Raw genomic sequence first — 20,550 nt, forward strand, 5'->3', positions numbered from 1 at the left:
GCTGGCGTGACTGGTGCGTGATGCCGAGAATCGGCCGCCATGACCACCACTGCTTTTGTCCACGGCTTCAGTTCCACCGCCATGCTCATCATGGCCATTGGCGCGCAAAACGCGTTTGTGCTGCGCCAGGGCTTGCGCCGCGAACATGTGCTGCCGGTGGTGGTGCTGTGTGCGTTGTCAGACGCCGTGCTGCTGCAGGCCGGGGTGTGGGGCATGGGCGGCGTGTTGCTAGCGCGGCCCGAGTGGGGACAATGGATGCGCTGGGCAGGGGCGGCCTTCTTGCTGGCCTATGCCTTGCAGGCCGGGGCACGGGCGCTGCGGCCAGGGCAGCTGCTGGTGGCAGCGGGCGGGCCGGGCAACCCGCTGCGCAGTACGGTGCTCACGCTGCTGGCGCTGACCTGGCTCAACCCCCATGTGTACCTGGACACCGTGGTACTGCTGGGCACCATGGCAAGCCCTTACCCCATGTGGGGGCGGGCGGCCTTTGCCACCGGGGGCGCGTTGGCCAGTGCCCTGTGGTTCACCGCCATTGGCTTTGGTGCGCGCTGGCTGGCCCCGCTGTTTGCCTCGCCCCAGGCGTGGCGGGTGCTCGATGGCGTCACTGCGGCTTGCATGATGGCTTTGGCGGTGGCCATGGGTCTAAGCTAAGAACGATAAGTTCGTTACAACGCCCGGCGGTTTGGTTCATAGTGGGGGAATTGACTGATCTGGAGTGATTCCCCATGCGTTTCAAAACCCTGATGCTCGCGGCTGCCGTGGCCGCTGCCCTGCCCCTGGCCGCACAGTCCGCCACCTTCCGCTGGTCCCGCTCGGTAGACATTTCCACCTGGGATATCCATGCCCAGAACGTGGGCCCCAATAACACCATGCACGGCGCGGTGTATGACACGCTGGTCGAATACAACAGCAAGACCTTCAAGCCCGAGCCGTCGCTCGCCACCGAGTGGAAGCTCATCAAGCCCACGCAGCTGCGCCTGACGCTGCGCAAGGGCGTGAAGTTCAGCGACGGCAGCGAGTTCACGGCCGACGACGCCAAATTCTCGCTGGAGCGGGCCAAGGCCAAAAGCTCCAACTACGCCGTGTACGCCCAGGGCATTGACCGCGTGGAGAAGGTCGATGCCTACACCATTGACATCATTTCTGAGCTGCCCAACCCGGTGCTGGTGAACCAGCTGACCGAGCTGCGCATCATGAGCAAAGCCTGGGCCGAAAAGAACAAGTCGGTCGAGCCCAAGGACATCAAGACCAAGGACGAGACCTATGCCCACCGCAACGCGCTGGGCACCGGCCCCTACCAGCTCAAGCAGTGGGCACCCGACCAGCGCGTGGTGCTGGAGCCCAACCCCAACTGGTGGGGCAAGGGCAAGTACCCCACCAACCTGACCGAGATCATCTACACCCCCATCAAGGCAGACGCCACGCGCACGGCGGCGCTGTTGTCGGGTGAGGTGGATTTTGTGATCGACCCCAGCCTGCAAGACCTCTCGCGCATCAAGCAGACGCCCAACCTGCAGGTGCTGGAAGGGCCGGAGTACCGCACCATCTTTTTGGGCCTCGACCAGTTCCGCGATGAGCTGCCCGGCTCGGACGTGAAGGGCAAGAACCCGCTCAAGGACCTGCGCGTGCGCAAGGCGCTGTACCAGGCGATCGATATCCAGTCCATACAGCGCGTGGTGCTGCGCGGACTGGCCCAGCCCACCGGCACGCTGATTGCCAACCAGGTCAATGGCTGGACCAAGAAGGCCGACGTACGCTGGCCCTACGACGCCAAGGCCGCACAAAAGCTGCTGGCCGATGCGGGCTATCCCAACGGGTTTGAAGTGGACTTTGCGTGCAGCGCAGGCCGCTACATCAACGACGAGCAGCTGTGCCAGGCCATCACCTCGCAGTGGGCCAAGGTGGGCGTGAAGGCCAAGCTGCGTTCACTGCCGTTTGCCACGTACTTTCCGATGATCCAGCGCAACGAAGCCAGCATCTACCTGCTGGGCTGGGGCGTGCCCACGTTCGACGCGTTCTACAGCCTGCAGTCGCTGGTGCGCACGACCGGTGCGGGCGGCGATGGCAACTTCAACCTGGGCCGTTTCTCTGATCCGCAAATTGACGCCCTGGTCGAGCGCGTGAAGAAGGAAACCGATGCCACCACGCGCAACCAATTGATCGAGCAAGCGCTGATCAAGGAGCATGAGCTGGTCTCGCACATCCCGCTGTATAACCAAGTGATCCCGTGGGCCGCGACGAAGAAGGTGGACATCATCCACCGTGCGGACAACCGGATTGACTGGCGCTATTTGAAGGTGAATTGAGAGTGACAACCCCCTGAGGCACTTCGTGCCTTCCCCCTTCTCTCGAATTGCTGCGCCATTCGGGAAGGGGGACGCCGCCAGCGCATGCACGCGCATGCGCTGCCTACGCAGCATGGCGGCCCTTGTGCGGCGGCCCTCGCCTCGGCCCCGCCAGTTTCAAACGCCGCGCATCCAGACGGCGTTGATGTAGTGACCCAGCAAAAACTCAGGCCAGTGCGCGCTGCACGGCAGGCCGCTGCAGCATGCGCTGCGTGTGCGCAAACACCTTGGGGAACTGGGCAATGTCCACCCCATCACTTTGCAGCCAGGTGCCGATGGTGAACAGATACCCGTCGGCCACGGTGTACTGCTCGCCCATCACCCAGGGGCCTTGATCCGTATGCGCCAGATAGTGGGTTTCGATGAAGTTGAAGCACTCCGTCATGTTCTGTGCCACCTTGCGCTGCATGGCGGCCTGGGCCTCGGGCTCGTCGGCCCAGCGGCTGGCGCGGGGGCGGTGGGCGTGGGCGATGTGCACGGTGGACGCGAGGTAGCTGTGGAACTCTTGCAGGCGCGCAAAGCCGTAGGCGTCGGTGGGTGCCAGCTGCGCTGCCGGATAGCTTTGCGCCACATAGGCCAGCAGCGCGGGCGTTTCGGTCAAGGTGCCTTGGGGCGTGACCAGGGCAGGCACCCGGCCCTTGGGGTTGATGGCGAGGTACTCGGGCGTGCGCTGCTGGCCCGCTGCAAAGTCCACGCGCACCAGTTGGTGCGCGGCACCGGCCTCCTCCAAAGCGATGCGCACGGCTTGTGCGCAGGTGCCGGGGGTGTAGTAGAGCGTGAGTGTGGTCATAGGTTGCTATTAAGTTGATAGCTTGCTGCGCTTGATTTGTAAGCGCTAGAGGCTGTTTTGGTTGAAAAATCAGTACAGGCCGCGTGTGCGCGCCATCAGCCTCACCAGGCCCAGCAGGGCGTCGGTGTGGGGCGTGGGGGTGCTGGTGATCTGCCCCAGCTCGCGCACGGCGCCCACCAGGGCGTCGATCTCCAGGGGCTTGTTCGCTTCCACGTCCTGCAGCATCGAGGTCTTGAACGCGCCCAGCTTGCGGGTGACGGCGTGGCGGTCTTCAGGCTGCTGGTCAATCGGCAGGCCCAGCTTGTTGCCAATGGCCTTGGCTTCGAGCATCACGGCGCTGACAAAGTCGCGCACCAGGTCGTCGTCGAGGATGCGGTCGGTGGTGGCGCCGGTGAGGGCGCTGATGGGGTTCATGGTCAGGTTGCCCCACAGCTTGAACCAGATGTCCTTTTGGATGCAGTCGCTCACCTCCACATCGATGCCGCCGCGCTGGAGCGTGTCGGCCAGCGCCTGCAGGCGTGGGCTGCGGCTGCCGTTGGGCTCGCCCACGATGAGGCGGTTGCCGAAGTGCTGCCGGACGAAGCCCGGGGCTTCCAGCGAGCAGCTGGTGTGCACCACGCTGCCCAGCACGTTGCGCCCCGGGATGGCGCTGGCGATCACGCCGCCTGCGTCCACGGATTGGAGCGCATGCCCCTCGGCGGCGCCGCCAAACCCGTCCAGAAACCACCACGGCACGCCGTTCATGGCGGTGAGCACGATGGTGTCTGGCCCGATCAGCGGGGCGATGGCGCGCGCCACATCGGGCAGGCCGGGCGCCTTGACAGCCAGCACGACCAGGTCTTGCACGCCCAGCGCGGCGGGGTCGGCGTGGGCGGTCACGGCCGTTTGCGCCACCGATCCATCAGGGCGCCGCAGGCGCAAGCCCTCGGCCTGCAAAGCTACCAGCGTGGCGCCGCGGGCCACCAGGCTGAGCTGGCAGCCCGCCTGCGCCAGGGCTATGCCCATCCAGCCGCCAATGGCGCCGGCGCCGTAAATACATGCTTTCATGGTGATAGAGCCTTTGTGTTCCGTTGTGTTTTGAATGCGTGGCGGTGTCAGTAGCCCGCTGGGCGGATCACCGGGGTGGGGGCTTCTGTGCGAAAGCGTGCCAGCAAGTCTTGCGCAGCGCTGGCCAGCAGCATGGTGTCCACGCCCACCGCTACAAACAGCGCACCGGCCGCCAGCCATTGGCGCGCCTGGGGTTCGGTGGTGGCCAGAATGCCCGGTGCCTTGCCCGCGCGCAGGATGCGTGCAATGCCGTCGTGGATGGCGGCCTGCACGTCTGGGTGCCCCGGGTTGCCGGGGTGGCCCATGGAGGCCGATAGATCAGCCGGGCCGATGAACACGCCGTCCACGCCGGGCGTGGCGGCGATGGCATCGAGGTGGGCCATGGCTTGCACCGTCTCGGCTTGGACCAGCAAGCAGACTTGCTGGTTGGCCTCGCGCACGTACTGGGGGTAGGCCTGCCAGCGCGACGCGCGGGCCAGGGCGCTGCCCATGCCTCGCACGCCCTCGGGCGCATAGCGCGTGGCGCGCACCAGCCCCTGGGCCTGCTCTGGGGTGTCCACCATGGGCACCAGCAGCGTCTGCGCGCCCAGGTCCAGGTACTGCTTGATGAGCGCGGTGTCGCCCACGGGCACGCGGGCGATGGGGTGGGGCGCTGGCGCGCCCGGTGGCAATGCACTGGCCGCGCTGGCAATGGCTTGCAGCTGGTGCAGGATGCTGCGCACATCGTTGGGCGCGTGCTCGCCGTCGACCAGCAGCCAGTCGTAGCCGGTGCCCGCGAGGATTTCAGCGCTGTAGGCGTCGGCCAACCCGAGCCACAGCCCGATCTGCGCCTGGCCTTGGGCCATGGCCTGTTTGAAACGGTTGATGGGGGTCTGCAATGTCAACTCCGTGCGGCGGTGCCAAGCCCACCATCGTACGGGCAGTTGTCGGGGGTTGCAGGCGGGTCGCTATAGTCGCTTTCCCCGTGGCCAGAGTTCTGCTGCGCGCCGGGGCATTTCACAGACACCCGCCATGGCCAAAGACAAAACCACCTTCACCTGCTCCGAATGCGGCGGCACCAGCCCGCGCTGGCTGGGCAAATGCCCATCTTGCGGCGCCTGGAACACGCTGGTGGAAACCGTGGCAGAGGCGGGCGCTGGCAAAAACCGGCTGAGCACACCGCAAGGCTACGCCGGCCTGGCCAGCGCGCAGGCTGTGACGCCATTGGCTGCCATCGAGGCCCAGGATGTGGCGCGCACCCCCAGCGGCATTGACGAGCTGGACCGTGTGCTGGGCGGCGGCATTGTGGAAGGTGGCGTGGTGCTCATCGGGGGCGATCCGGGCATTGGCAAATCGACCCTGCTGCTGCAGGCCATGGACGCACTGCAGCGCGCGGGCCTGCCCACGTTGTATGTGACAGGTGAAGAAAGCGGCGCCCAGGTGGCACTGCGCTCGCGCCGCCTGGGCATTGAGGGCAGCCAGGTGCAGCTGCTGGCCGAGATCCAGTTGGAAAAGATTCTGGCCACGGTCGAGGCCACGCAACCGTCCGTGGTCGTCATCGACTCCATCCAGACGACCTATTCCGACCAACTCACCAGCGCGCCGGGCTCGGTCGCCCAGGTGCGCGAATGCGCGGCGCACCTCACGCGCATGGCCAAGGGCACTGGCATTGCGGTCATTTTGGTCGGCCACGTCACCAAAGAGGGCGCGCTGGCTGGCCCGCGTGTGCTGGAGCACATGGTGGACACGGTGCTGTACTTTGAAGGCGACACGCACAGCCAGTTTCGCCTGGTGCGGGCCATCAAGAACCGCTTTGGCGCGGTGAATGAGATCGGCGTGTTTGCCATGACGGAAAAGGGCCTCAAGGGCGTGAGCAACCCCAGCGCCATCTTTTTGAGCCAGCACAGCGAGCCCGTGCCGGGCAGCTGCGTGATGGTGACGCTGGAGGGCACGCGCCCGCTGCTGGTGGAGATCCAGGCCCTGGTAGACAGCGGCGGCCCCAGCCCCCGACGCCTGAGCGTGGGCCTGGACAAGGACCGCCTGGCCATGCTGCTGGCCGTGTTGCACCGCCACGCGGGCGTGGCCTGCATGGACCAGGACGTGTTTGTGAACGCGGTGGGCGGCGTGCGCATCAGCGAGCCGGCTGCCGATTTGGCGGTCATGCTGTCCATCACCTCCAGCCTGCGCGGCAAGGCGTTGCCCCGGGGCTTTTTGGCTTTTGGTGAAGTGGGGCTGGCTGGCGAAGTACGCCCCGCCCCGCGTGGGCAAGAGCGCTTGAAGGAGGCCGCCAAGCTGGGCTTTAGCGTGGCGGTGGTGCCCAAGGCCAATGCGCCCAAAAAGCCCATTGAGGGCCTCACCATCCATGCCGTGGAGCGGGTGGAAGAGGCCATGAACGTGGTGCGCGGCCTGGTTTGATCGGGGCGAACGCTGCGATGGTTGGGCCAACGGGTCGGGTGGACCTCAGCGCCCTGTACGCACTCTCCGCAGCAGGGGCATAGCCTTGGCATAGGACAATGGCGCCCATGAATTTGCGCAATATTTTCGTCCCCGTCGGGGTGATCGGGTTGGTTGTGGTGGGTTACGCCTCTGCAGGCTGGCCTGGGGTGGCGGCTGTGGCGGGCGGCTTGGTCATGTGGGCGCTGTTGCATTTCACGCGATTGATGAACGTTATGCGCAAGGCCGCCAAGCGCCCTATTGGTTATGTGGGTAGTGCGGTCATGCTCAATGCCCGGCTCAAGTCTGGCGTGAATCTGATGCACGTGATGGCCATGACCCAATCGCTGGGCGAGCGCCTGTCTGCGGTTGATGTGCAGCCCGAGGTGTACCGCTGGACCGACGGCACGCAGTCGCATGTGACCTGCGAGTTCGTCAACGGCCGCCTGCAAAAGTGGACGCTGGAGCGGCCGCAGGCGCAGGAACCCACCGCCGCTGAATAAGGCTCTGGCCGGGGTGGGCTGGTTTTGCGTGCGCGGCCCCTGCTGCCGCCCGTAAAATCAGGAGCTTGCTCAACCACAGCAACCCACAAAGGACACCCATGAGCCCCGTAGTTCCCTCGATGGCCGACCGTGACGGCAAAATCTGGATGGACGGCCAAATGGTCGATTGGCGCGACGCCAAGATCCATGTGCTGACCCACACCCTGCACTACGGCTGCGGCGCCTTTGAAGGCGTGCGCGCCTACAACACCGTCAATGGCCCGGCGATTTTCCGCCTGCAGGAGCACACCGAGCGCCTGTTCAACAGCGCCAAGATCCTGCGCATGAAGATCCCCTTCACGCAAGAGCAGGTCAACGAGGCCCAGTGCGCCGTGATCCGTGAGAACAAGCTCGAATCCGGCTACATCCGGCCCTTGACCTGGATTGGCGACAAAAAGCTGGGCGTCAGCCCCAAGGGCAACACCATCCACCTGATGGTGGCCGCGTGGGCCTGGGGCGCCTACCTGGGCGAAGAGGGCATGAAGCGCGGCATCCGCGTCAAGACCAGCAGCTACACGCGCCACCACGTCAACATCACCATGACGCAGGCCAAGGCGGTGAGCAACTACACCAACTCCATCCTGGCCAACATGGAAGCCACCGATGAGGGCTACGACGAAGCGCTGCTGCTCGACAGCTCCGGCTTTGTGTCCGAAGGTGCGGGCGAGAACATCTTTGTGGTCAAGAACGGCGTGATTTATACGCCCGACCTGTCGGCCGGTGCCCTCAACGGCATCACCCGCAACACCGTCTTTCATATCGCCAAGGACCTGGGCCTGGAGATCGTGCAAAAGCGCATCACGCGCGACGAGGTGTACATCGCCGATGAAGCCTTCTTCACCGGCACGGCGGCCGAAGTCACGCCCATCCGCGAGCTGGACCGCATCGAGCTGGGCAAGGGCGACTACGTGGGCAGCCGTGGCCCCATCACCGAAAAAATCCAAACTGCGTTCTTTGACATCGTCAACGGCCGCAACCCCCAATACGCCCACTGGCTCACCAAGGTTTGATCATGTCGCAAGCAGTTATTGAAGTTCTGGCCAAGGATCTGAACGCCCAAGGCGGCGTGTTCTGCCCTAACCCCAAGGCCGACATGAAGCTCTGGAACAGCCACCCCAAGGTGTACCTGGACGTGGCCCACCACGGCGAGGGCAAGTGCCCTTATTGCGGCACCGTGTACCGCCTGAAGGCGGGCGAAGTCGTCCGCGCAGGGCACTGAGCTTGCAGCGGCGCAGCCGGCTGCCGGGGGCGCCATGCGGGTGATGCACTTCGTCACCGGGGGGTTCTCTGGTGCCACCCAGGTGGCGGTAGACCTGTGCTTGGCCGCCCGCAGTGCGGGGCAGGACGTGGTGCTGGTGCTGCGCCGCAAGCGCCGCACCACACTACCCGAAAAAGTAGATGCTTTGCGCGCCCAGGGCCTGGACGTGCGCGTGGTGCCCGGCTGGACCCATTTCGCCACGGTGTGGGCCCTGCGCGCGCTGGCGCTGCAGTGGCGCCCCGACATCCTGGTTGCCCATGGCTACAGCGAACACCTTTGGGGGCGCTACGCAGGCCTGTGGGCCAAGGTGCCCCGCCTGGTGCATGTGGAGCACAACTCCCGCGAACGCTACACGCGCTGGCGCCTGAAGCAGGCGCTGTGGTTGGCCGATCGCACTGCGGCCACGGTGGGCGTGTCCGAAGGCGTGCGCGAGCAGCTGGTGGCGCGCGGCTTCCCGGCAGCGCGCTGCGTGGCCATTCCCAATGGCATTGACCTCGAACGCTTCCCCGAGTCGGCCCTGGTGCCCTTTGCCGAGCGCGCGCCCGGCATCGTGATGGCGGCCCGCTTTGCCCGCCAGAAGGACCATGCCACCCTGATTGAAGCTGCGGCCTTGCTCAAGGCCCAGGGCGTGACTGCCCCGGTGTACCTGGCCGGCGGCGGCAAGGCAGGCATTCAAAAGCGCATGCGCGCCTTGGCCGAGCAGCGCGGGGTGGCCGATCAAGTGCACTTTCTGGGCCCGGTGGCCGACCTGCCCCAGCGCTTGATGCACAACCAGATTTTTGTCCTCTCCACCCATTACGAAGGCATGCCTTTGGCATTGGTGGAGGGCATGGCGGCGGGTTGCGCCTGCGTGGCGTCCGATGTGGTGGGCGTGCGCGGTGTCATGCAGCCAGGCCAGACGGGCCTGCTGGTGCCAGAGGGTGACGCACCCGCCTTGGCTCAGGCGCTGGCGGGCTTGTTGGCCGACCCGGCCCGTGCAGCCAGCCTGGGCCAAGCGGCACGGACGCAGGCCGTGCAAGAGTACCGCCTGGCAAAGATGCACGCCCGCTACCAGCAGTTGCTGGAGCGCGTGCATGCCGATGGCGCACCCTGAAATCGTTTCTCAAAACAGGCTCTAAAGGCGGGGCAAACGACGGCGGTGCCAGGCATTGCCTACCGTCAGAGCCAGCTTCATCGTGAACTTGCGCCAGCGCTGGCCGGGGGTGAGGGTGTCGCGGGTGTCCCAGATGCTGCTGACCTCGCTGGTGTCGTCCAGTGCAATGGCCGAGGGCGAGACGCCCAAGATGCGCAGTGGGTCGCCTTCCCACCAGAAGCGCAAATCCACATCAATCGGTCGGCCAAAAGGCTGGCGGTGCGCCAGCAGCTTGGCGGCACCGGCGCGGCTGATCACGTAGCCCGCCGTCATGCTCGGCACGCGGCTGTAGTCCACCAGCGCGGTGCCTGGCACCAGGGGGCGTGCGGACCGCACCTTCTCGCGGTCGCGGCCCAATAGCTTCACCATGTCCCACGGCGCTTGCAGAGCGGCAATGGCATTCACCACCTCGGCAAACTGCGGGGTCAGGCGCACATCGTCCTCCAGCACCACCAGGGCGGGGGCATCGTTGGCCAGCAGCTGTTGCCAGGCACCGATGTGGCTGGCATAGCAGCCTTTTTCTCCGTTGCGCAGGGGCTTGTAGTACTGGCGCGCATTCAGGCGGTCGCTGTACCAGCGGCTGGCTTGCTCGGGGGGCACGTCCGCCCACCACACGGCAGGAAAGCGCTCGCTGGGCATGTCGATGGACTGCAACTCGGCCAGCAGCCGCGTGCGGCGCTCGGCGTCGCGGTCCAGGTTGATGAAGACGATGGGCAGGCTCATGGGTGCGCTCAGCCCAGCAGGCGGCGCCACCAGCGGCGCTTCTTTTTGATCGGGGTGCCTTGTTGCAGGGCAATGGCCGCTTCCAGGTAGCGGACAAACTGCAATGGGCGCTGCGCGGTGGCGTCATCGGCCACGGCCACCAGCAGTTGCTCGTACGCGGGCTCGCGCGACTCGAACAGGTGAAAGAAGTCGTTGTCACCGTAGAAGGTGCCAATGCCAAACACCCCCTCGTTGCCCAGCGCAAACTTGGAGATCAATGTGGAGGTGGGCTTGTGCAGCACCAGCGGGACGCCCTGTTCACGCGCCAGGGCGGACATGCCTTCGGCTGCGTCAAAGGCCGAAGACGATTTGAGGTCGGGGCTTCCCAGCCGCTCCCACACGCTCTTGCGAAACGCCATGAACATGGGACCTGCATAGGTCTCGGTGGTTTTCTTGTGGTTGGAAAACTGCGACAGGCCGAAGATGGCGCCTTGCTCGGCGTGGGCTACGGCCAGGTCGTAGGCCGAGCGCTTGAGCGGGAAGGCGTCAATGTCACAAAAGATGACGATATCGTCGGATGCCATGCGCTCCACCACGCTGTTCATCCAGGTGCCATGGGGGATGCGGTGCGCAGATTCCTGCTGCAGCGGAACGTCCAGGGCGGCAAAAACTTCACGCTGCTTTTGCAGGATGACACTGGGGATGTTGTCCCAGTGCATGGTGTGAACAATAGGTTGGGGCATGGGCGCGAAGCACGCAGGCGCAGGGGCTGCTGCCGTGCAATGGATAATGTGAGGCTCTAATTATCGCGGCCTGGGCACCCATGATGTGCTGGCCTAGTGTCAATGTTGTTGCCGTTGCGGCGACAAGGTCTATGCAGTATCCCCACGTTTTTCTGCGCACGGCGGCTGTTTTCAGTGCCATCGCAGCCTTCTTTTCCATCCCGTGGACGCTTGCGGGGGCCAACATCGCGCTGCTTTGCCTGGTACTTACCTGGTTGCTGGCGGGCGGTTTGCGCCAGCGTTGGGATGTCGCCCGCGGCAACGCCGTCACCCTCCCGCTGCTGGCCCTGTACGCCATCATTTTGCTGGGCGCGGCCTACACCACCGCCCCCTGGCGCGTGGTAATGGACCACTGGCTCAAGTACGACAAGCTGCTGCTCATAGTCATCGCCATCACGCTGCTGGCCCAGGATGAAAAAACCCGCGAGCGCTGCTGGACGGCTTTCACCATCGCCGCCTTGTTCACTTTGGCCAGCAGCTACCTCAGCATCTGGTGGCGGCTGCCCTGGTCGCGCGCCCAGACGTTGGGCTGGGGGGGCGACCATTCCGTGTTCAAGGACTACATCACCCAAAGCGTGCTGATGGCGCTGCTGATGCTGCGCGGCCTGTATTTGGCGCTGCGTGCCAACGTCGCTTGGCAGCGTGGCGCCTGGCTGGCCGTGGCAGCGCTGGCCTTTGTGTGCAACACGCAGTTGCTGTATGGGCGCACGGGCTATGTGGCCACGGCGGTGGCCGTGCTGGCCTTTGTGCTGGCACTGGTGCCGGTGCGTCGGTGGTGGATGGCCCTGGCACTGGTCGCCGTGCTGCTGGCGGGCGCCGTACTGCTGTCGCCCACCATTGGTCCGCGTGTGGCACTGGGCCTGAAGGAGCTGGGCGAGGTGCCCGAGACCACGACCTCCATCGGGCCGCGCCTGTATTTCCTGCACTATGGGCTGGATCTGTTCTGGCAAAAGCCCTGGCTGGGCTGGGGCACGGGGGCATACCACGGCGAGTTTTGCCGCATTGCGACCACGCCCGAGTGGTGCGCGGCGGGCTCGTTCCATCCCCACAACCAGTTCTTGTTTTTCATGATTGAGCACGGGATTCCGGGGCTGCTGGCCTTTGTGGCTGTGTTTGCTGCCGCCCTGTGGCAAGCCGCCCGGATGGAGCGGCTGGACCGCGCCGTGGCCGTTGCCTTCGTGGGGGTGGCCTGCGTGGGCAGCCTCACGCACAGCGGTATCTGGCTGGCCAACGAGGGGCTGGCCTACAGCTTTGGCCTAGTGCTGGTACTGACGGCGCCGCTGCGGCCGTGCGCCAAGGCGCAGGCTGGTGTGCCTGCCTGATTGTCCCGTCAGGCCCGCGCTGGGGCCGTGATGTGGTCGAACTGCCGCACCCAGTGTGCGAAGTCGTACGGCTGCAAAGCCCCTTTTGGCAGCGGCGGCATGGGCGCTTGCAAGAACGCGGTGAGTGCCTGCGGGTCATCCTGCCCCAGGATGAAAAAGCGCGCAGGGTTATAAAACGGCAGCGTTCGCACGCATGGGTTGTTGGTGATGAGCTTCTTGTCGAAGAACAGCGCCTCCAGGCAGCGCACCGTCAGCCCGCTCTGGTTGGCTTGGGTGATCTCCAGCAGGCAGCGGGCGCGGTTGATGCTGTCGATGTTGCTGGGGTAGTCGATGCTCTGCGCCAGCACTTCCAGGCCAGGCACCTGCGGGTAGGTTTGGCCCGGTTCGGGCACCATGCGCAGACAGGTGCGCAGGCCCATGCCGTGCCATTGTTCGGCCAGAGTGCGCAGGGTCTCGAAACGGTGTTTGTCCTGGCCCAGAAAGTAGATGTCAAAGGCCTCGGGCAGGGGCTCGCGCAAACCCTCCACAGACCGGTACACCTGCTGCGTGAGCGTGAGTCCGTAGCGTTGCGCATCGCCCGGGTCGAACGTGAAGATGTTAAGCCCCAGCCCCTTGAGCTGCTGGATGTGCAACTGCCGCACCCGGTGGTTTTGCTGGTAGTCGATGACCGGGTTCCAGGTGAACACTGCGATGCGCTGGGTGCGCAGGTACTTGCGCAGAATACGCAGGTCCTTGATGTTCTCGATCCCGAAAATCAGCACCGGCGCTTGCTCTGGAATGGCCTGCAGCGCCTGCAGGTAAGCCTCAGGAAACGGGCGAAACCCCGGCAGCCGAAATGGGCACCACGCGTCCAGGGCCTTCAGCAGTGAATAGCCCACGCCCTTGATGCGCTTGGGGTGCGTGAGCACGCCAGCCCGCTGTGCGGGGGGCAGGCTGTCGAGCAAGAACTCCGTCAGCGTGAAGGGGTTGGCGATGATGTGGGGCATGGGCAATCGGGGTTCGGGCCGATTGTAGGCAGGGGCACGCAGGCTGCGGTCTTGCACCCCGCGTGCCCTCGGGCTTTCGCGCGGCAGCGTGCTCAGTGCGCGGTGGCCGCGCTGAGCTGCCTGCAAGCCGCCCGCCATTCCTCGGCCAGTGTCGCTACCAGCTGGGCTGCAGGCTGGGGCCGCACGGCTGCCACCCCTTGGCCAGCCCACAGCGACAAATGGCTGGAGCGGCCCTGGGCGGCTGCGGCGCGGCGCAGGGCGCCGGTCAGCGCGTTTTGCACGGGGTAGGCGGGCACGTTCGCTTCATCGGCCGCCATGGTTTCCATCATGGGGTTGACGATGCCGCGCGCGGGGCGGCCCGAGAAGATGCGGGTCAGTCGCGTATCGGTGTCCTTGGCCTGCACCAGGGCCTGGCGGTAGGCGGGGCTGATGCTGGACTCGGGGCAGGTCAAAAAGGCTGTGCCCATCTGCACCGCCTGCGCGCCCAGGGCCTGGGCGGCTGCAATGCCGCGCCCGTCCATGATGCCGCCCGCTGCAATCACCGGGATGTCCAGCGCATCCACGCATTGGGGCACCAGCGCCAGGGTGCCCACCAGGCTCGACTGGAAATCGCCCAAAAACGTACCCCGGTGGCCACCGGCCTCCATGCCGCTGGCACACACTGCGTCTGCCCCCACTGCCGCCCAGGCCTGGGCCTCGGCCACCGTGGTGGCCGTGCCCACCACCAGGCAGCCCACGGCTTGCAAGCGCGCCACTTGCGCGGAGGTCAGGATGCCAAAGGTGAAGCTGGCCACTGCCGGGCGCAGCGCCGCCAGGGCTTCCAGCTGGGTGCCAAAGTCTTCGCACCACTGCGCGGGCACCTCGGGTGCGAGGCCCAGCTCGGCATACAGAGGCGCCAGGCGCTGCAGCGCTGCCTCCACCGTGGCCGCATCAGGGGTGGGGGTGGCTTGCACAAAGAGGTTCATGCCAAAGGGCCGGTCCGTCAGCTGGCGCACGGCGGCCGCAGCCTCGGCCATGGCGGCGGGCGAGCGCATGCCGCAGCCCAGCATGCCCAGCCCGCCCGCAGCCGATATGGCAGCGGCCAGCGCGGGGCTGTCAGCACCCGTCATGGGGCCCTGGACGATGGGCAGGGTGATGGGCAGGCGCTGCAAAAGTGAATAGCTCATGGGTGCGGGCTCCGTTTCAGGTCGAGGAAATCCAGGTGGGCACGGCAGGGCCATGTCCCTGCCGCAGGCTGAACAAGGTGTCCAGCAGGGCATCGAGCGCGGGCGACTGGTAGCCGCGCCGGCGCACCAGCACGGTGTCGCAGTGCTGCAGCGGCACCAGGCGCAGAGCGGGGGGATCGCGCATCAGGTCCCACACGGCCTGGGGCACTACGCCCGCGCAGCGGCCTGCGGCCACGCAGGCCAGGATGGCGTGGTACGACGCTAGCTCCAGCACCTTGGGGGGCTTGCCTGTGCCTGTTCCTGTGGTTTGGGCGGAGCCCAGGGCCTGCTGCATCCAGGTCTCACCCAGGTGGCGGTAGGTGCAGCCGGTGCCGAAGGCGGCCAGCGTGTGCAACTGCAGATCGGCCGGGCTGTGCACCGGCGGGTGGTCGGCGGGCAGGGCCAGCAGCAAAGACTCCTGGTACACCGTGGTGCGCTCCATTGGCGCATCGGGCGCCAGCCCCTGCAAAGGCCAGGCCACCAGGGCCGCGTCCAGGGTGTGGGCCAGCACCTGCTCTGCCATCGGGGCGGAGGCGCCGGTGGTCAGCTCCAGCTCCACTTCGGGCCACTGCGCGTGCAGCCGTGCCAGGGGCTGCGGCAGGCGTGCGGCGGCGGTGCTTTCCATGGCGCCCAGGCGCAGGCGCCCGCTGGGGTAGGTGGGGCGCACGGCTTGGCGGGCCTCTTCGGCCAGCGCCAGCAGGCGGTCGGCATAGCCGCGCAGCGATTCACCGGCGGGCGTCAGCAGCATGCGCCGCCCTTCACGCAAAAACAGCGGAGCGCCCAGTTGCTCCTCCAGTTGCTGAACGCGCGTGGTCACGTTGGACTGCACGCGGCCCAGCCGCTCGGCCGCCCGGGTCACGCTGCCTTCTGCGGCGACGGCACGAAAGATTTCCAGTGCAGCAAGGTCCATAAATATTCTCTTTATGAGATGATTTATAAAAAATAAATCTCAATTCAGAATAATACGCCAGGTGGCTGCCACTACTCAGCAGGCGCTCTCTGGTGGCCTGGAACCTGCCCTCATGTCCTCTTCTGCCTCGGCCTCTTCGGCTGCCCCCGTCGCCTTGTTTGACCGCCCCTACACCGTGGCCCTGGCGGGCATGGCAGCGCTGGCGGCTGCGATGGGCATTGGCCGCTTTGCCTTTACCCCGCTGCTGCCCATGATGCTGCACGACGGGGTGATATCGCTGGCCGGTGGCAGCTGGCTGGCCACCGCCAACTATGTGGGCTACCTGCTGGGGGCGCTGGCCTGCATGGCCTTCCCGTGGGTGGCGCCGCGCGCGCGCCAGCGCTGGCATGCAGCGCGGCTGGCGCGCTGGGGGCTGCTGGCCACGGTGGTGTTGACTCTGGGCATGGCCTTGCCGTGGCCCTGGGCCTGGCCCGCACTGCGCTTTGCCGCAGGGGTGGCCAGCGCCCTGGTGTTTTTGAACGTCTCGGCCTGGTGCATGTTGCGCCTGGTGGCGCTGGGGCAGCCTGCGCTCGGGGGCTTCATTTTTTGCGGGCCGGGGCTGGGCATTGCGCTCACGGGCTTGTCGGCCAGCGCCATGGTGGCCTGGCACTGGCCCGCAGCGGCGGGCTGGGCTGTGTTTGGCTTGCTGTGCGTGGGGCTGTGCGCCTTGGTGTGGCCGGTGCTGCAAGGCTTGCCCCAGCCCAGCGCCGCCAGCGCGCAGGCCCCGTTGGCGGCGCCCACCGGGTTGGGCGTGGCGGCACGCAGCCTGCTCACGCTGGCCTACGGGTTGGCGGGGCTGGGGTACATCGTCACGGCCACGTTTTTGCCGGTGATTGCCCGGGCGGCCTTGCCCAGCGATTCCCCTTGGCCCGATTTGTTCTGGCCGCTGTTTGGCGCGGGTGTTGCCATGGGCGCGGCGCTATCGACGCGCACCCCCGCGCGGTGGGACAGGCGCTGGCTGCTGTTGGGGGCCTATTTGATGCAGGCAGCCGCCATTGCCTTGACCCTGGTGTGGCCCGGCGCCGCAGGGTTTGCGTTGGGCAGTTGGTTGCTGGGCTTGCCCTTCACGGCCATCACCTTCTATGCCCTGCAAGAGGCACGCCGGGTGTGGCCTGCGGCGGGAGACAGCTTTACGGGCCTGCTGACGGCTGCCTATGGCGTGGGGCAGATCGCAGGCCCACCTATGGTGGCGTGGCTGCTGCACGGTGCCGCTACGCAGGGCCAGGGGTTTGCACAGGGACTGGGTGCTGCCGCCGGAGCGCTGGTGGTGGGGGCCGTGGTATATGCCTTCATGGCGTGGCGCTGGCCCTTGAAGGCTCCCGGCCTTTGAGTGGACTACGGCGTGTGCGGCCCGGCGGCGGGTTGTGCCAGCGGCAGCCGCAGCACAAAGCAGGCGCCTCCGCCGACGTGGTCTTCGCAGTGCACGGTGCCGTTGTGGCGCCCGGCAATCGACCGTACCAGCGCCAGCCCCAGGCCCACGCCGCCCGAGCGTTCGCTGGCACCGGGCAGGCGGTAAAACGGCTCAAAAATGCGTTCGCGCTGCGCAGGCGGCACGCCGGGGCCTCGGTCGCACACGCGCACTTCGGCCATGCTGCCCGCGCGTTGCACCACCACGGTGATCTCGCCTGTGCTGTAGCGGCGGGCGTTCTCCAGCAGGTTGCGGATGGCGCGGCGCAGCAGCTTGGAGATGCCCTGCACCTCCAGCCCCTCGGGTACGGCGCTCACGTCCAGGTCGGCGTCAATGCGGGCGCATTCCTCGGCGGCCAGGCCGATCAGGTCCACGTCTTCCACGGTGCCCACATCGGCCTCGCGGGCGTCCAGGCGGCTGGCCAGCAGGATTTCATCCACCAGCTGGTCCAGCTCGGCAATGTTGCGCAAGATTTCGGCGCGAAAGGCGGGCGAGGGCTGATCGCCACCCATCAGCTCCAGCCCCATGCGGATGCGGGTGAGGGGTGAGCGCAACTCATGTGAGGCATTGGCCAGCAGCGACTTGTGCGACTTGACCAGGGTCTCGACCCGCGCGGCCGCCGCATTGAACTGACGGGCCAGGTCGGCCACCTCGTCTTGCCCGGTCTCGGGCACGCGCACCGACAGGTCGCCTTCGCCAAACTTTTTCACGCTGCGCTGCAGGGCTTCCAGTCGCAGGGTCAGGCGGCGGATGACGGGGTACACGCCCAGCGCGGCCGCCAAGCCCATGATGGCCAGCATCCATACAAAGCCAAACGGGGGGCGCAGCCAGAAGGCGCGGTCTGCCCCGCCAGGGGGGCCACCGGGTGGGCCTGGCGGCCCTAGGGCACGCCGCCGCTCCCCGCCGCGTTCGTCGGCGCGCTCGCCTCGCCGGTCTTCACGCGGGGGCTTGGGCCCCAGCTCCAGGGTGAACTTCTCGCCGTTGTCCGTTTCAATGCGGAAATCGATGCCTTCACCCGGCGGGCCGGGCTCGCGCACCGCATAGCCGCGCATCACGGTCTGCCCATCGGCGCTGCGCAGCAGCAACTCCCGCCCATGCGGAGCGGGCTGCACCATGTTGCCTTCTTCCACCGCCACCCGCCAGGCCCAGCCCACGGCCAGCGTCAGCACGGCCATGCCAGCCACCACGGCCAGCCAGATGCGCAAAGACAGGCGCTGGGCGAAGGGGTTAGTCAATGACATGGCCGCTCAATGGGTAGTTCGCACGCACATTGTTGGAATGAGGCCGCACCAGGCCAGCGGCCGCCGCGCAAGGGGCGCCCCGCCGCGCTGGCGGCGTCCCCCTGAGGGGGAAGGCGCGAAGCGACTCAGGGGGCATGTTCAATCCTGTTGCTTGGCAAACACGTAGCCCACGCCGCGCACGGTGAGGATGCGGCGGGGGTTCTTGGCGTCTTGCTCAATGGCGGCGCGGATGCGGCCCATGTGCACGTCGATGGAGCGGTCAAACGCGTCCAGCTCGCGGCCGCGCACGGCTTCCATGATCTGGTCGCGCGTGAGCACGCGGCCTGCGCGCTCGGCCAGGGCCACCAGCAGGTCAAACTGGTACGAGGTCAGGTCGGCCACCTGCCCGCCCACGGTGACGGTGCGCGAGTCGCGGTCGATCTCCAGCGAGCCAAAGCGCAACGCCTGCGTGGCGGCGGCAGCGCCCACGTCGTTGCGGCGGCGCAAGATGGCGCGAATGCGCGCCAGCAGCTCGCGGGGCTCAAACGGCTTGGGCAGGTAGTCGTCGGCGCCCAGCTCCAGGCCGATGATGCGGTCCATCGGGTCGCCCTTGGCGGTGAGCATCAGCACCGGCACCTGCGCGGCAGAGCCCTGCAGCGAACGGATGCGGCGGCACACCTCCAGCCCGTCCATGTCGGGCAGCATCAGGTCCAGGATCACCAGGTCGGGCAGCGCGCCGGCCTCGGGGCCCTGCAACTGGGCCAGGCCGCTTTTGCCATCGGCCCGGTGCGTCACGTGCAGGCCCGACTGGCCCAGGTACTCACCCACCATCTCTGCGAGGCGGGTGTCGTCTTCGATCATCAGCAGTTGCGAACTCATGGATTCAGTGTAGGTGTGGTGTGTGGCGTGCGCCCCGGCGCGCCAGTTCGCTCTATCGTGCCTTGGGGGCGTGCAGGGTGCTTGTCGTTTGTGTAAAGCTGCCGTAAACGCGCAGTGGCGGTTTGGTTTGTTTTTGCTATATAAAACATAGCTGCCAGCGCTTGTGTATTAAGCGCTAGGTGCTATTTTGACTTTGGATGCCAGCCACACCAGCAGCAGCACCGGCAGCCCCAGCAGCGCGGTGCTGGTGAAGAACTGGCCATAACCAAACGCATTGACAAAGTCGCCCGAAAAGCCCGCCAGAAACTTCGGCAGCAACAGCATCATCGAGCTGAACAGCGCGTACTGTGTGGCCGAGTAGCTCACGTTGGTCAGGCTCGACAGGTAAGCAATGAACGCCGCCGAGGCCACGCCGCCCGCCAGGTTGTCGGCCGAGACCACGGCAATCAGCGCCGTCACGTCATGCCCATGCCCGGCCAGCCAGGCAAACAGCAAGTTGCTGCCCGCGCTGAGCAGCGCGCCCAGCATCAGAATGCGCATCACCCCAAAGCGCATCGACAGCACCCCGCCCACAAAGGCGCCCAGCAGGGTCATCACCACGCCGTAGATTTTGGTGACGGTGGCCACCTCGGCCTTGGTGTAGCCCATGTCCACATAAAACGGGTTGGCCATGATGCCCATGACCACATCGCTGATGCGGTAGACGGCGATGAGCGCCAGGATGAGCGCCGCGTGCCAGCCGTAGCGGCGCAAGAAGTCGGCAAATGGCTCCACCACTGCGCCTTGCAGCCACACGGCCAGGTTTTTGGCCGGGGGCAGTTGCACGCGGGCGGGCTCGTTCGAGAACAGCACCGTCACCATGCCCACCACCATCGATACCGCCATCACCAGGTAGGCCGCCATCCACGCCTGGTTTTGGTAGCTGGCAGCCTGGCCCAGTGCAGGCAGCACTTCCGAGCGGTCGGCAATCCACAGCACCCCGGCGCCCGCCCAGATCATGGCCAGGCGGTAGCCCGTCTGGTACGACGCGGCCAGCGCCGCCTGGTGGTTGGCGTCGGCCGATTCGATGCGAAAGGCATCCAGCGCAATGTCTTGCGTGGCCGATCCAAACGCCACCGCCAGCGCGCACCATACGATGGGACCCAGCGCGTCGCGTGGGTCGGCCAGCGCCATGCCCACCAGCCCGGCCACCACCAGGCACTGCGACAGCAGCAGCCAGCTGCGCCGCCGCCCCAGCCAATGCGTGAGCAGCGGAATCGGCAGCCGGTCCACCAGCGGCGCCCACACCCACTTGAAGCCATAGGCTAGGCCCACCCAGCTCAGGTAGCCAATGGTGCTGCGATCAATCCCCGCCTCGCGCAGCCGAAAGCTCAGCGTGCCCAGCACCAAGAGCAGCGGCAGCCCCGCAGAAAAGCCCAGCGTCAGCATCCGCAGGCTGGCGGGCTCCAGGTACACGCGCAGGGTTTGCAGCCAACTGGGGCGCGGGGAAGCGGGCAGGGTGAGGGTGGATGGGGCGGTGCTGGAGGCTGGAGGGGTGGCGTCTGACATGGGTGGGTGCGGGTTTTTGTCTATTA

Annotated in this window: 20 protein-coding genes; 9 read left to right on the forward strand and 11 right to left on the reverse strand. The window is 66.4% G+C overall.

Features of this window, described 5'->3' with window-relative positions; all coding sequences use genetic code 11:
* The first annotated feature begins 39 nt into the window (after window positions 1-39).
* Both C8C98_RS08990 and C8C98_RS08995 read left to right on the forward strand, forming a co-directional pair.
* Window positions 40-648, forward strand: a complete 609-nt coding sequence (locus C8C98_RS08990) for a LysE/ArgO family amino acid transporter (protein WP_121453992.1) — start codon at window positions 40-42, stop codon at window positions 646-648.
* A 74-nt stretch (window positions 649-722) separates the two neighbouring features.
* Window positions 723-2,303, forward strand: coding sequence for an ABC transporter substrate-binding protein (locus tag C8C98_RS08995; RefSeq protein ID WP_121453993.1), 1,581 nt, complete (start codon window positions 723-725; stop codon window positions 2,301-2,303).
* A gap of 205 nt (window positions 2,304-2,508) precedes the next feature.
* Here C8C98_RS08995 and C8C98_RS09000 read toward each other — a convergent pair whose 3' ends face one another.
* The 3 genes from C8C98_RS09000 to C8C98_RS09010 all read right to left on the reverse strand — a co-directional run bounded on the left by C8C98_RS09000 (window position 2,509) and on the right by C8C98_RS09010 (window position 5,057).
* Window positions 2,509-3,132 (reverse strand): glutathione S-transferase family protein, encoded by a 624-nt coding sequence (locus C8C98_RS09000; protein WP_121453994.1) that lies wholly within the window; start codon window positions 3,130-3,132, stop codon window positions 2,509-2,511.
* 69 nt (window positions 3,133-3,201) lie between these two features.
* Window positions 3,202-4,179, reverse strand: coding sequence for a 2-dehydropantoate 2-reductase (locus tag C8C98_RS09005; protein ID WP_121453995.1), 978 nt, complete (start codon window positions 4,177-4,179; stop codon window positions 3,202-3,204).
* 47 nt (window positions 4,180-4,226) lie between these two features.
* On the reverse strand, window positions 4,227-5,057 hold the full coding sequence (locus tag C8C98_RS09010; protein ID WP_121453996.1) for an aldolase/citrate lyase family protein: 831 nt from the start codon (window positions 5,055-5,057) through the stop codon (window positions 4,227-4,229).
* 133 nt (window positions 5,058-5,190) lie between these two features.
* Here C8C98_RS09010 and radA point away from each other — a divergent pair, with 133 nt between their 5' ends.
* From radA to C8C98_RS09035, 5 genes are all read left to right on the forward strand, one after another.
* Complete coding sequence (gene radA, locus C8C98_RS09015; protein ID WP_121453997.1) at window positions 5,191-6,573, forward strand: DNA repair protein RadA; 1,383 nt, start codon at window positions 5,191-5,193, stop codon at window positions 6,571-6,573.
* A 107-nt stretch (window positions 6,574-6,680) separates the two neighbouring features.
* Window positions 6,681-7,094 carry a glycerate kinase gene (locus tag C8C98_RS09020; RefSeq protein ID WP_121456158.1) on the forward strand — a complete coding sequence of 138 codons (414 nt, stop codon included), beginning with the start codon at window positions 6,681-6,683 and terminating at the stop codon, window positions 7,092-7,094.
* Window positions 7,095-7,192: 98 nt separating this feature from the next.
* Entirely contained in the window at window positions 7,193-8,143 is a 951-nt protein-coding gene (locus C8C98_RS09025) for a branched-chain amino acid transaminase (protein WP_121453998.1), read from the forward strand.
* Between the two features lie 2 nt (window positions 8,144-8,145).
* The gene (locus C8C98_RS09030; protein WP_099657511.1) at window positions 8,146-8,352 is read left to right on the forward strand and encodes a zinc-finger domain-containing protein; all 207 of its coding nucleotides are present in this window, start codon (window positions 8,146-8,148) and stop codon (window positions 8,350-8,352) included.
* Between the two features lie 34 nt (window positions 8,353-8,386).
* Window positions 8,387-9,484 (forward strand): glycosyltransferase, encoded by a 1,098-nt coding sequence (locus C8C98_RS09035; protein ID WP_121453999.1) that lies wholly within the window; start codon window positions 8,387-8,389, stop codon window positions 9,482-9,484.
* A 21-nt stretch (window positions 9,485-9,505) separates the two neighbouring features.
* Here the strand turns inward: C8C98_RS09035 and C8C98_RS09040 are convergent, their stop codons facing one another.
* Entirely contained in the window at window positions 9,506-10,246 is a 741-nt protein-coding gene (locus tag C8C98_RS09040) for a glycosyltransferase family 25 protein (RefSeq protein WP_121456159.1), read from the reverse strand.
* A gap of 8 nt (window positions 10,247-10,254) precedes the next feature.
* Window positions 10,255-10,944: a hypothetical protein gene (locus tag C8C98_RS09045; protein WP_121454000.1), complete on the reverse strand. Its 690-nt coding sequence runs from the start codon at window positions 10,942-10,944 to the stop codon at window positions 10,255-10,257.
* Window positions 10,945-11,099: 155 nt separating this feature from the next.
* Between C8C98_RS09045 and C8C98_RS09050 the strand changes: the two genes are divergently transcribed.
* Window positions 11,100-12,329, forward strand: coding sequence for an O-antigen ligase (locus tag C8C98_RS09050; protein ID WP_158600155.1), 1,230 nt, complete (start codon window positions 11,100-11,102; stop codon window positions 12,327-12,329).
* An 8-nt stretch (window positions 12,330-12,337) separates the two neighbouring features.
* Here the strand turns inward: C8C98_RS09050 and C8C98_RS09055 are convergent, their stop codons facing one another.
* From C8C98_RS09055 to C8C98_RS09065, 3 genes are all read right to left on the reverse strand, one after another.
* On the reverse strand, window positions 12,338-13,315 hold the full coding sequence (locus C8C98_RS09055) for a hypothetical protein (RefSeq protein ID WP_147436354.1): 978 nt from the start codon (window positions 13,313-13,315) through the stop codon (window positions 12,338-12,340).
* A 92-nt stretch (window positions 13,316-13,407) separates the two neighbouring features.
* Entirely contained in the window at window positions 13,408-14,481 is a 1,074-nt protein-coding gene (locus tag C8C98_RS09060) for a nitronate monooxygenase family protein (protein WP_121454003.1), read from the reverse strand.
* Window positions 14,482-14,497: 16 nt separating this feature from the next.
* Window positions 14,498-15,430, reverse strand: coding sequence for a LysR family transcriptional regulator (locus C8C98_RS09065; RefSeq protein WP_121454004.1), 933 nt, complete (start codon window positions 15,428-15,430; stop codon window positions 14,498-14,500).
* Window positions 15,431-15,542: 112 nt separating this feature from the next.
* Here C8C98_RS09065 and C8C98_RS09070 point away from each other — a divergent pair, with 112 nt between their 5' ends.
* Window positions 15,543-16,799 carry a YbfB/YjiJ family MFS transporter gene (locus C8C98_RS09070; RefSeq protein WP_121454005.1) on the forward strand — a complete coding sequence of 419 codons (1,257 nt, stop codon included), beginning with the start codon at window positions 15,543-15,545 and terminating at the stop codon, window positions 16,797-16,799.
* Between the two features lie 5 nt (window positions 16,800-16,804).
* Here C8C98_RS09070 and C8C98_RS09075 read toward each other — a convergent pair whose 3' ends face one another.
* From C8C98_RS09075 to C8C98_RS09085, 3 genes are all read right to left on the reverse strand, one after another.
* Window positions 16,805-18,118, reverse strand: coding sequence for an ATP-binding protein (locus tag C8C98_RS09075; protein WP_121454006.1), 1,314 nt, complete (start codon window positions 18,116-18,118; stop codon window positions 16,805-16,807).
* A 138-nt stretch (window positions 18,119-18,256) separates the two neighbouring features.
* A complete protein-coding gene (locus tag C8C98_RS09080) occupies window positions 18,257-18,976 on the reverse strand; it encodes a response regulator transcription factor (RefSeq protein ID WP_121454007.1) in 720 nt (239 codons plus the stop codon).
* A gap of 168 nt (window positions 18,977-19,144) precedes the next feature.
* Window positions 19,145-20,524: an AmpG family muropeptide MFS transporter gene (locus tag C8C98_RS09085; protein ID WP_121454008.1), complete on the reverse strand. Its 1,380-nt coding sequence runs from the start codon at window positions 20,522-20,524 to the stop codon at window positions 19,145-19,147.
* Window positions 20,525-20,550 lie beyond the last annotated feature (26 nt).

Source organism: Acidovorax sp. 106 (assembly GCF_003663825.1).
Taxonomy (GTDB): domain Bacteria; phylum Pseudomonadota; class Gammaproteobacteria; order Burkholderiales; family Burkholderiaceae_C; genus Acidovorax.

What these genes read in the sequence shown, in the direction of transcription:
- C8C98_RS08990 (WP_121453992.1), top strand. Translation starts at nt 40, where the DNA reads ATGACCACCACTGCTTTTGTCCACGGCTTCAGTTCCACCGCCATGCTC.
- C8C98_RS08995 (WP_121453993.1), top strand. Translation starts at nt 723, where the DNA reads ATGCGTTTCAAAACCCTGATGCTCGCGGCTGCCGTGGCCGCTGCCCTG.
- C8C98_RS09000 (WP_121453994.1), bottom strand. Translation starts at nt 3,132, where the DNA reads ATGACCACACTCACGCTCTACTACACCCCCGGCACCTGCGCACAAGCC.
- C8C98_RS09005 (WP_121453995.1), bottom strand. Translation starts at nt 4,179, where the DNA reads ATGAAAGCATGTATTTACGGCGCCGGCGCCATTGGCGGCTGGATGGGC.
- radA (WP_121453997.1), top strand. Translation starts at nt 5,191, where the DNA reads ATGGCCAAAGACAAAACCACCTTCACCTGCTCCGAATGCGGCGGCACC.
- C8C98_RS09020 (WP_121456158.1), top strand. Translation starts at nt 6,681, where the DNA reads ATGAATTTGCGCAATATTTTCGTCCCCGTCGGGGTGATCGGGTTGGTT.
- C8C98_RS09025 (WP_121453998.1), top strand. Translation starts at nt 7,193, where the DNA reads ATGAGCCCCGTAGTTCCCTCGATGGCCGACCGTGACGGCAAAATCTGG.
- C8C98_RS09030 (WP_099657511.1), top strand. Translation starts at nt 8,146, where the DNA reads ATGTCGCAAGCAGTTATTGAAGTTCTGGCCAAGGATCTGAACGCCCAA.
- C8C98_RS09035 (WP_121453999.1), top strand. Translation starts at nt 8,387, where the DNA reads ATGCGGGTGATGCACTTCGTCACCGGGGGGTTCTCTGGTGCCACCCAG.
- C8C98_RS09040 (WP_121456159.1), bottom strand. Translation starts at nt 10,246, where the DNA reads ATGAGCCTGCCCATCGTCTTCATCAACCTGGACCGCGACGCCGAGCGC.
- C8C98_RS09045 (WP_121454000.1), bottom strand. Translation starts at nt 10,944, where the DNA reads ATGCACTGGGACAACATCCCCAGTGTCATCCTGCAAAAGCAGCGTGAA.
- C8C98_RS09050 (WP_158600155.1), top strand. Translation starts at nt 11,100, where the DNA reads ATGCAGTATCCCCACGTTTTTCTGCGCACGGCGGCTGTTTTCAGTGCC.
- C8C98_RS09055 (WP_147436354.1), bottom strand. Translation starts at nt 13,315, where the DNA reads ATGCCCCACATCATCGCCAACCCCTTCACGCTGACGGAGTTCTTGCTC.
- C8C98_RS09060 (WP_121454003.1), bottom strand. Translation starts at nt 14,481, where the DNA reads ATGAGCTATTCACTTTTGCAGCGCCTGCCCATCACCCTGCCCATCGTC.
- C8C98_RS09065 (WP_121454004.1), bottom strand. Translation starts at nt 15,430, where the DNA reads ATGGACCTTGCTGCACTGGAAATCTTTCGTGCCGTCGCCGCAGAAGGC.
- C8C98_RS09070 (WP_121454005.1), top strand. Translation starts at nt 15,543, where the DNA reads ATGTCCTCTTCTGCCTCGGCCTCTTCGGCTGCCCCCGTCGCCTTGTTT.
- C8C98_RS09075 (WP_121454006.1), bottom strand. Translation starts at nt 18,118, where the DNA reads ATGTCATTGACTAACCCCTTCGCCCAGCGCCTGTCTTTGCGCATCTGG.
- C8C98_RS09080 (WP_121454007.1), bottom strand. Translation starts at nt 18,976, where the DNA reads ATGAGTTCGCAACTGCTGATGATCGAAGACGACACCCGCCTCGCAGAG.
- C8C98_RS09085 (WP_121454008.1), bottom strand. Translation starts at nt 20,524, where the DNA reads ATGTCAGACGCCACCCCTCCAGCCTCCAGCACCGCCCCATCCACCCTC.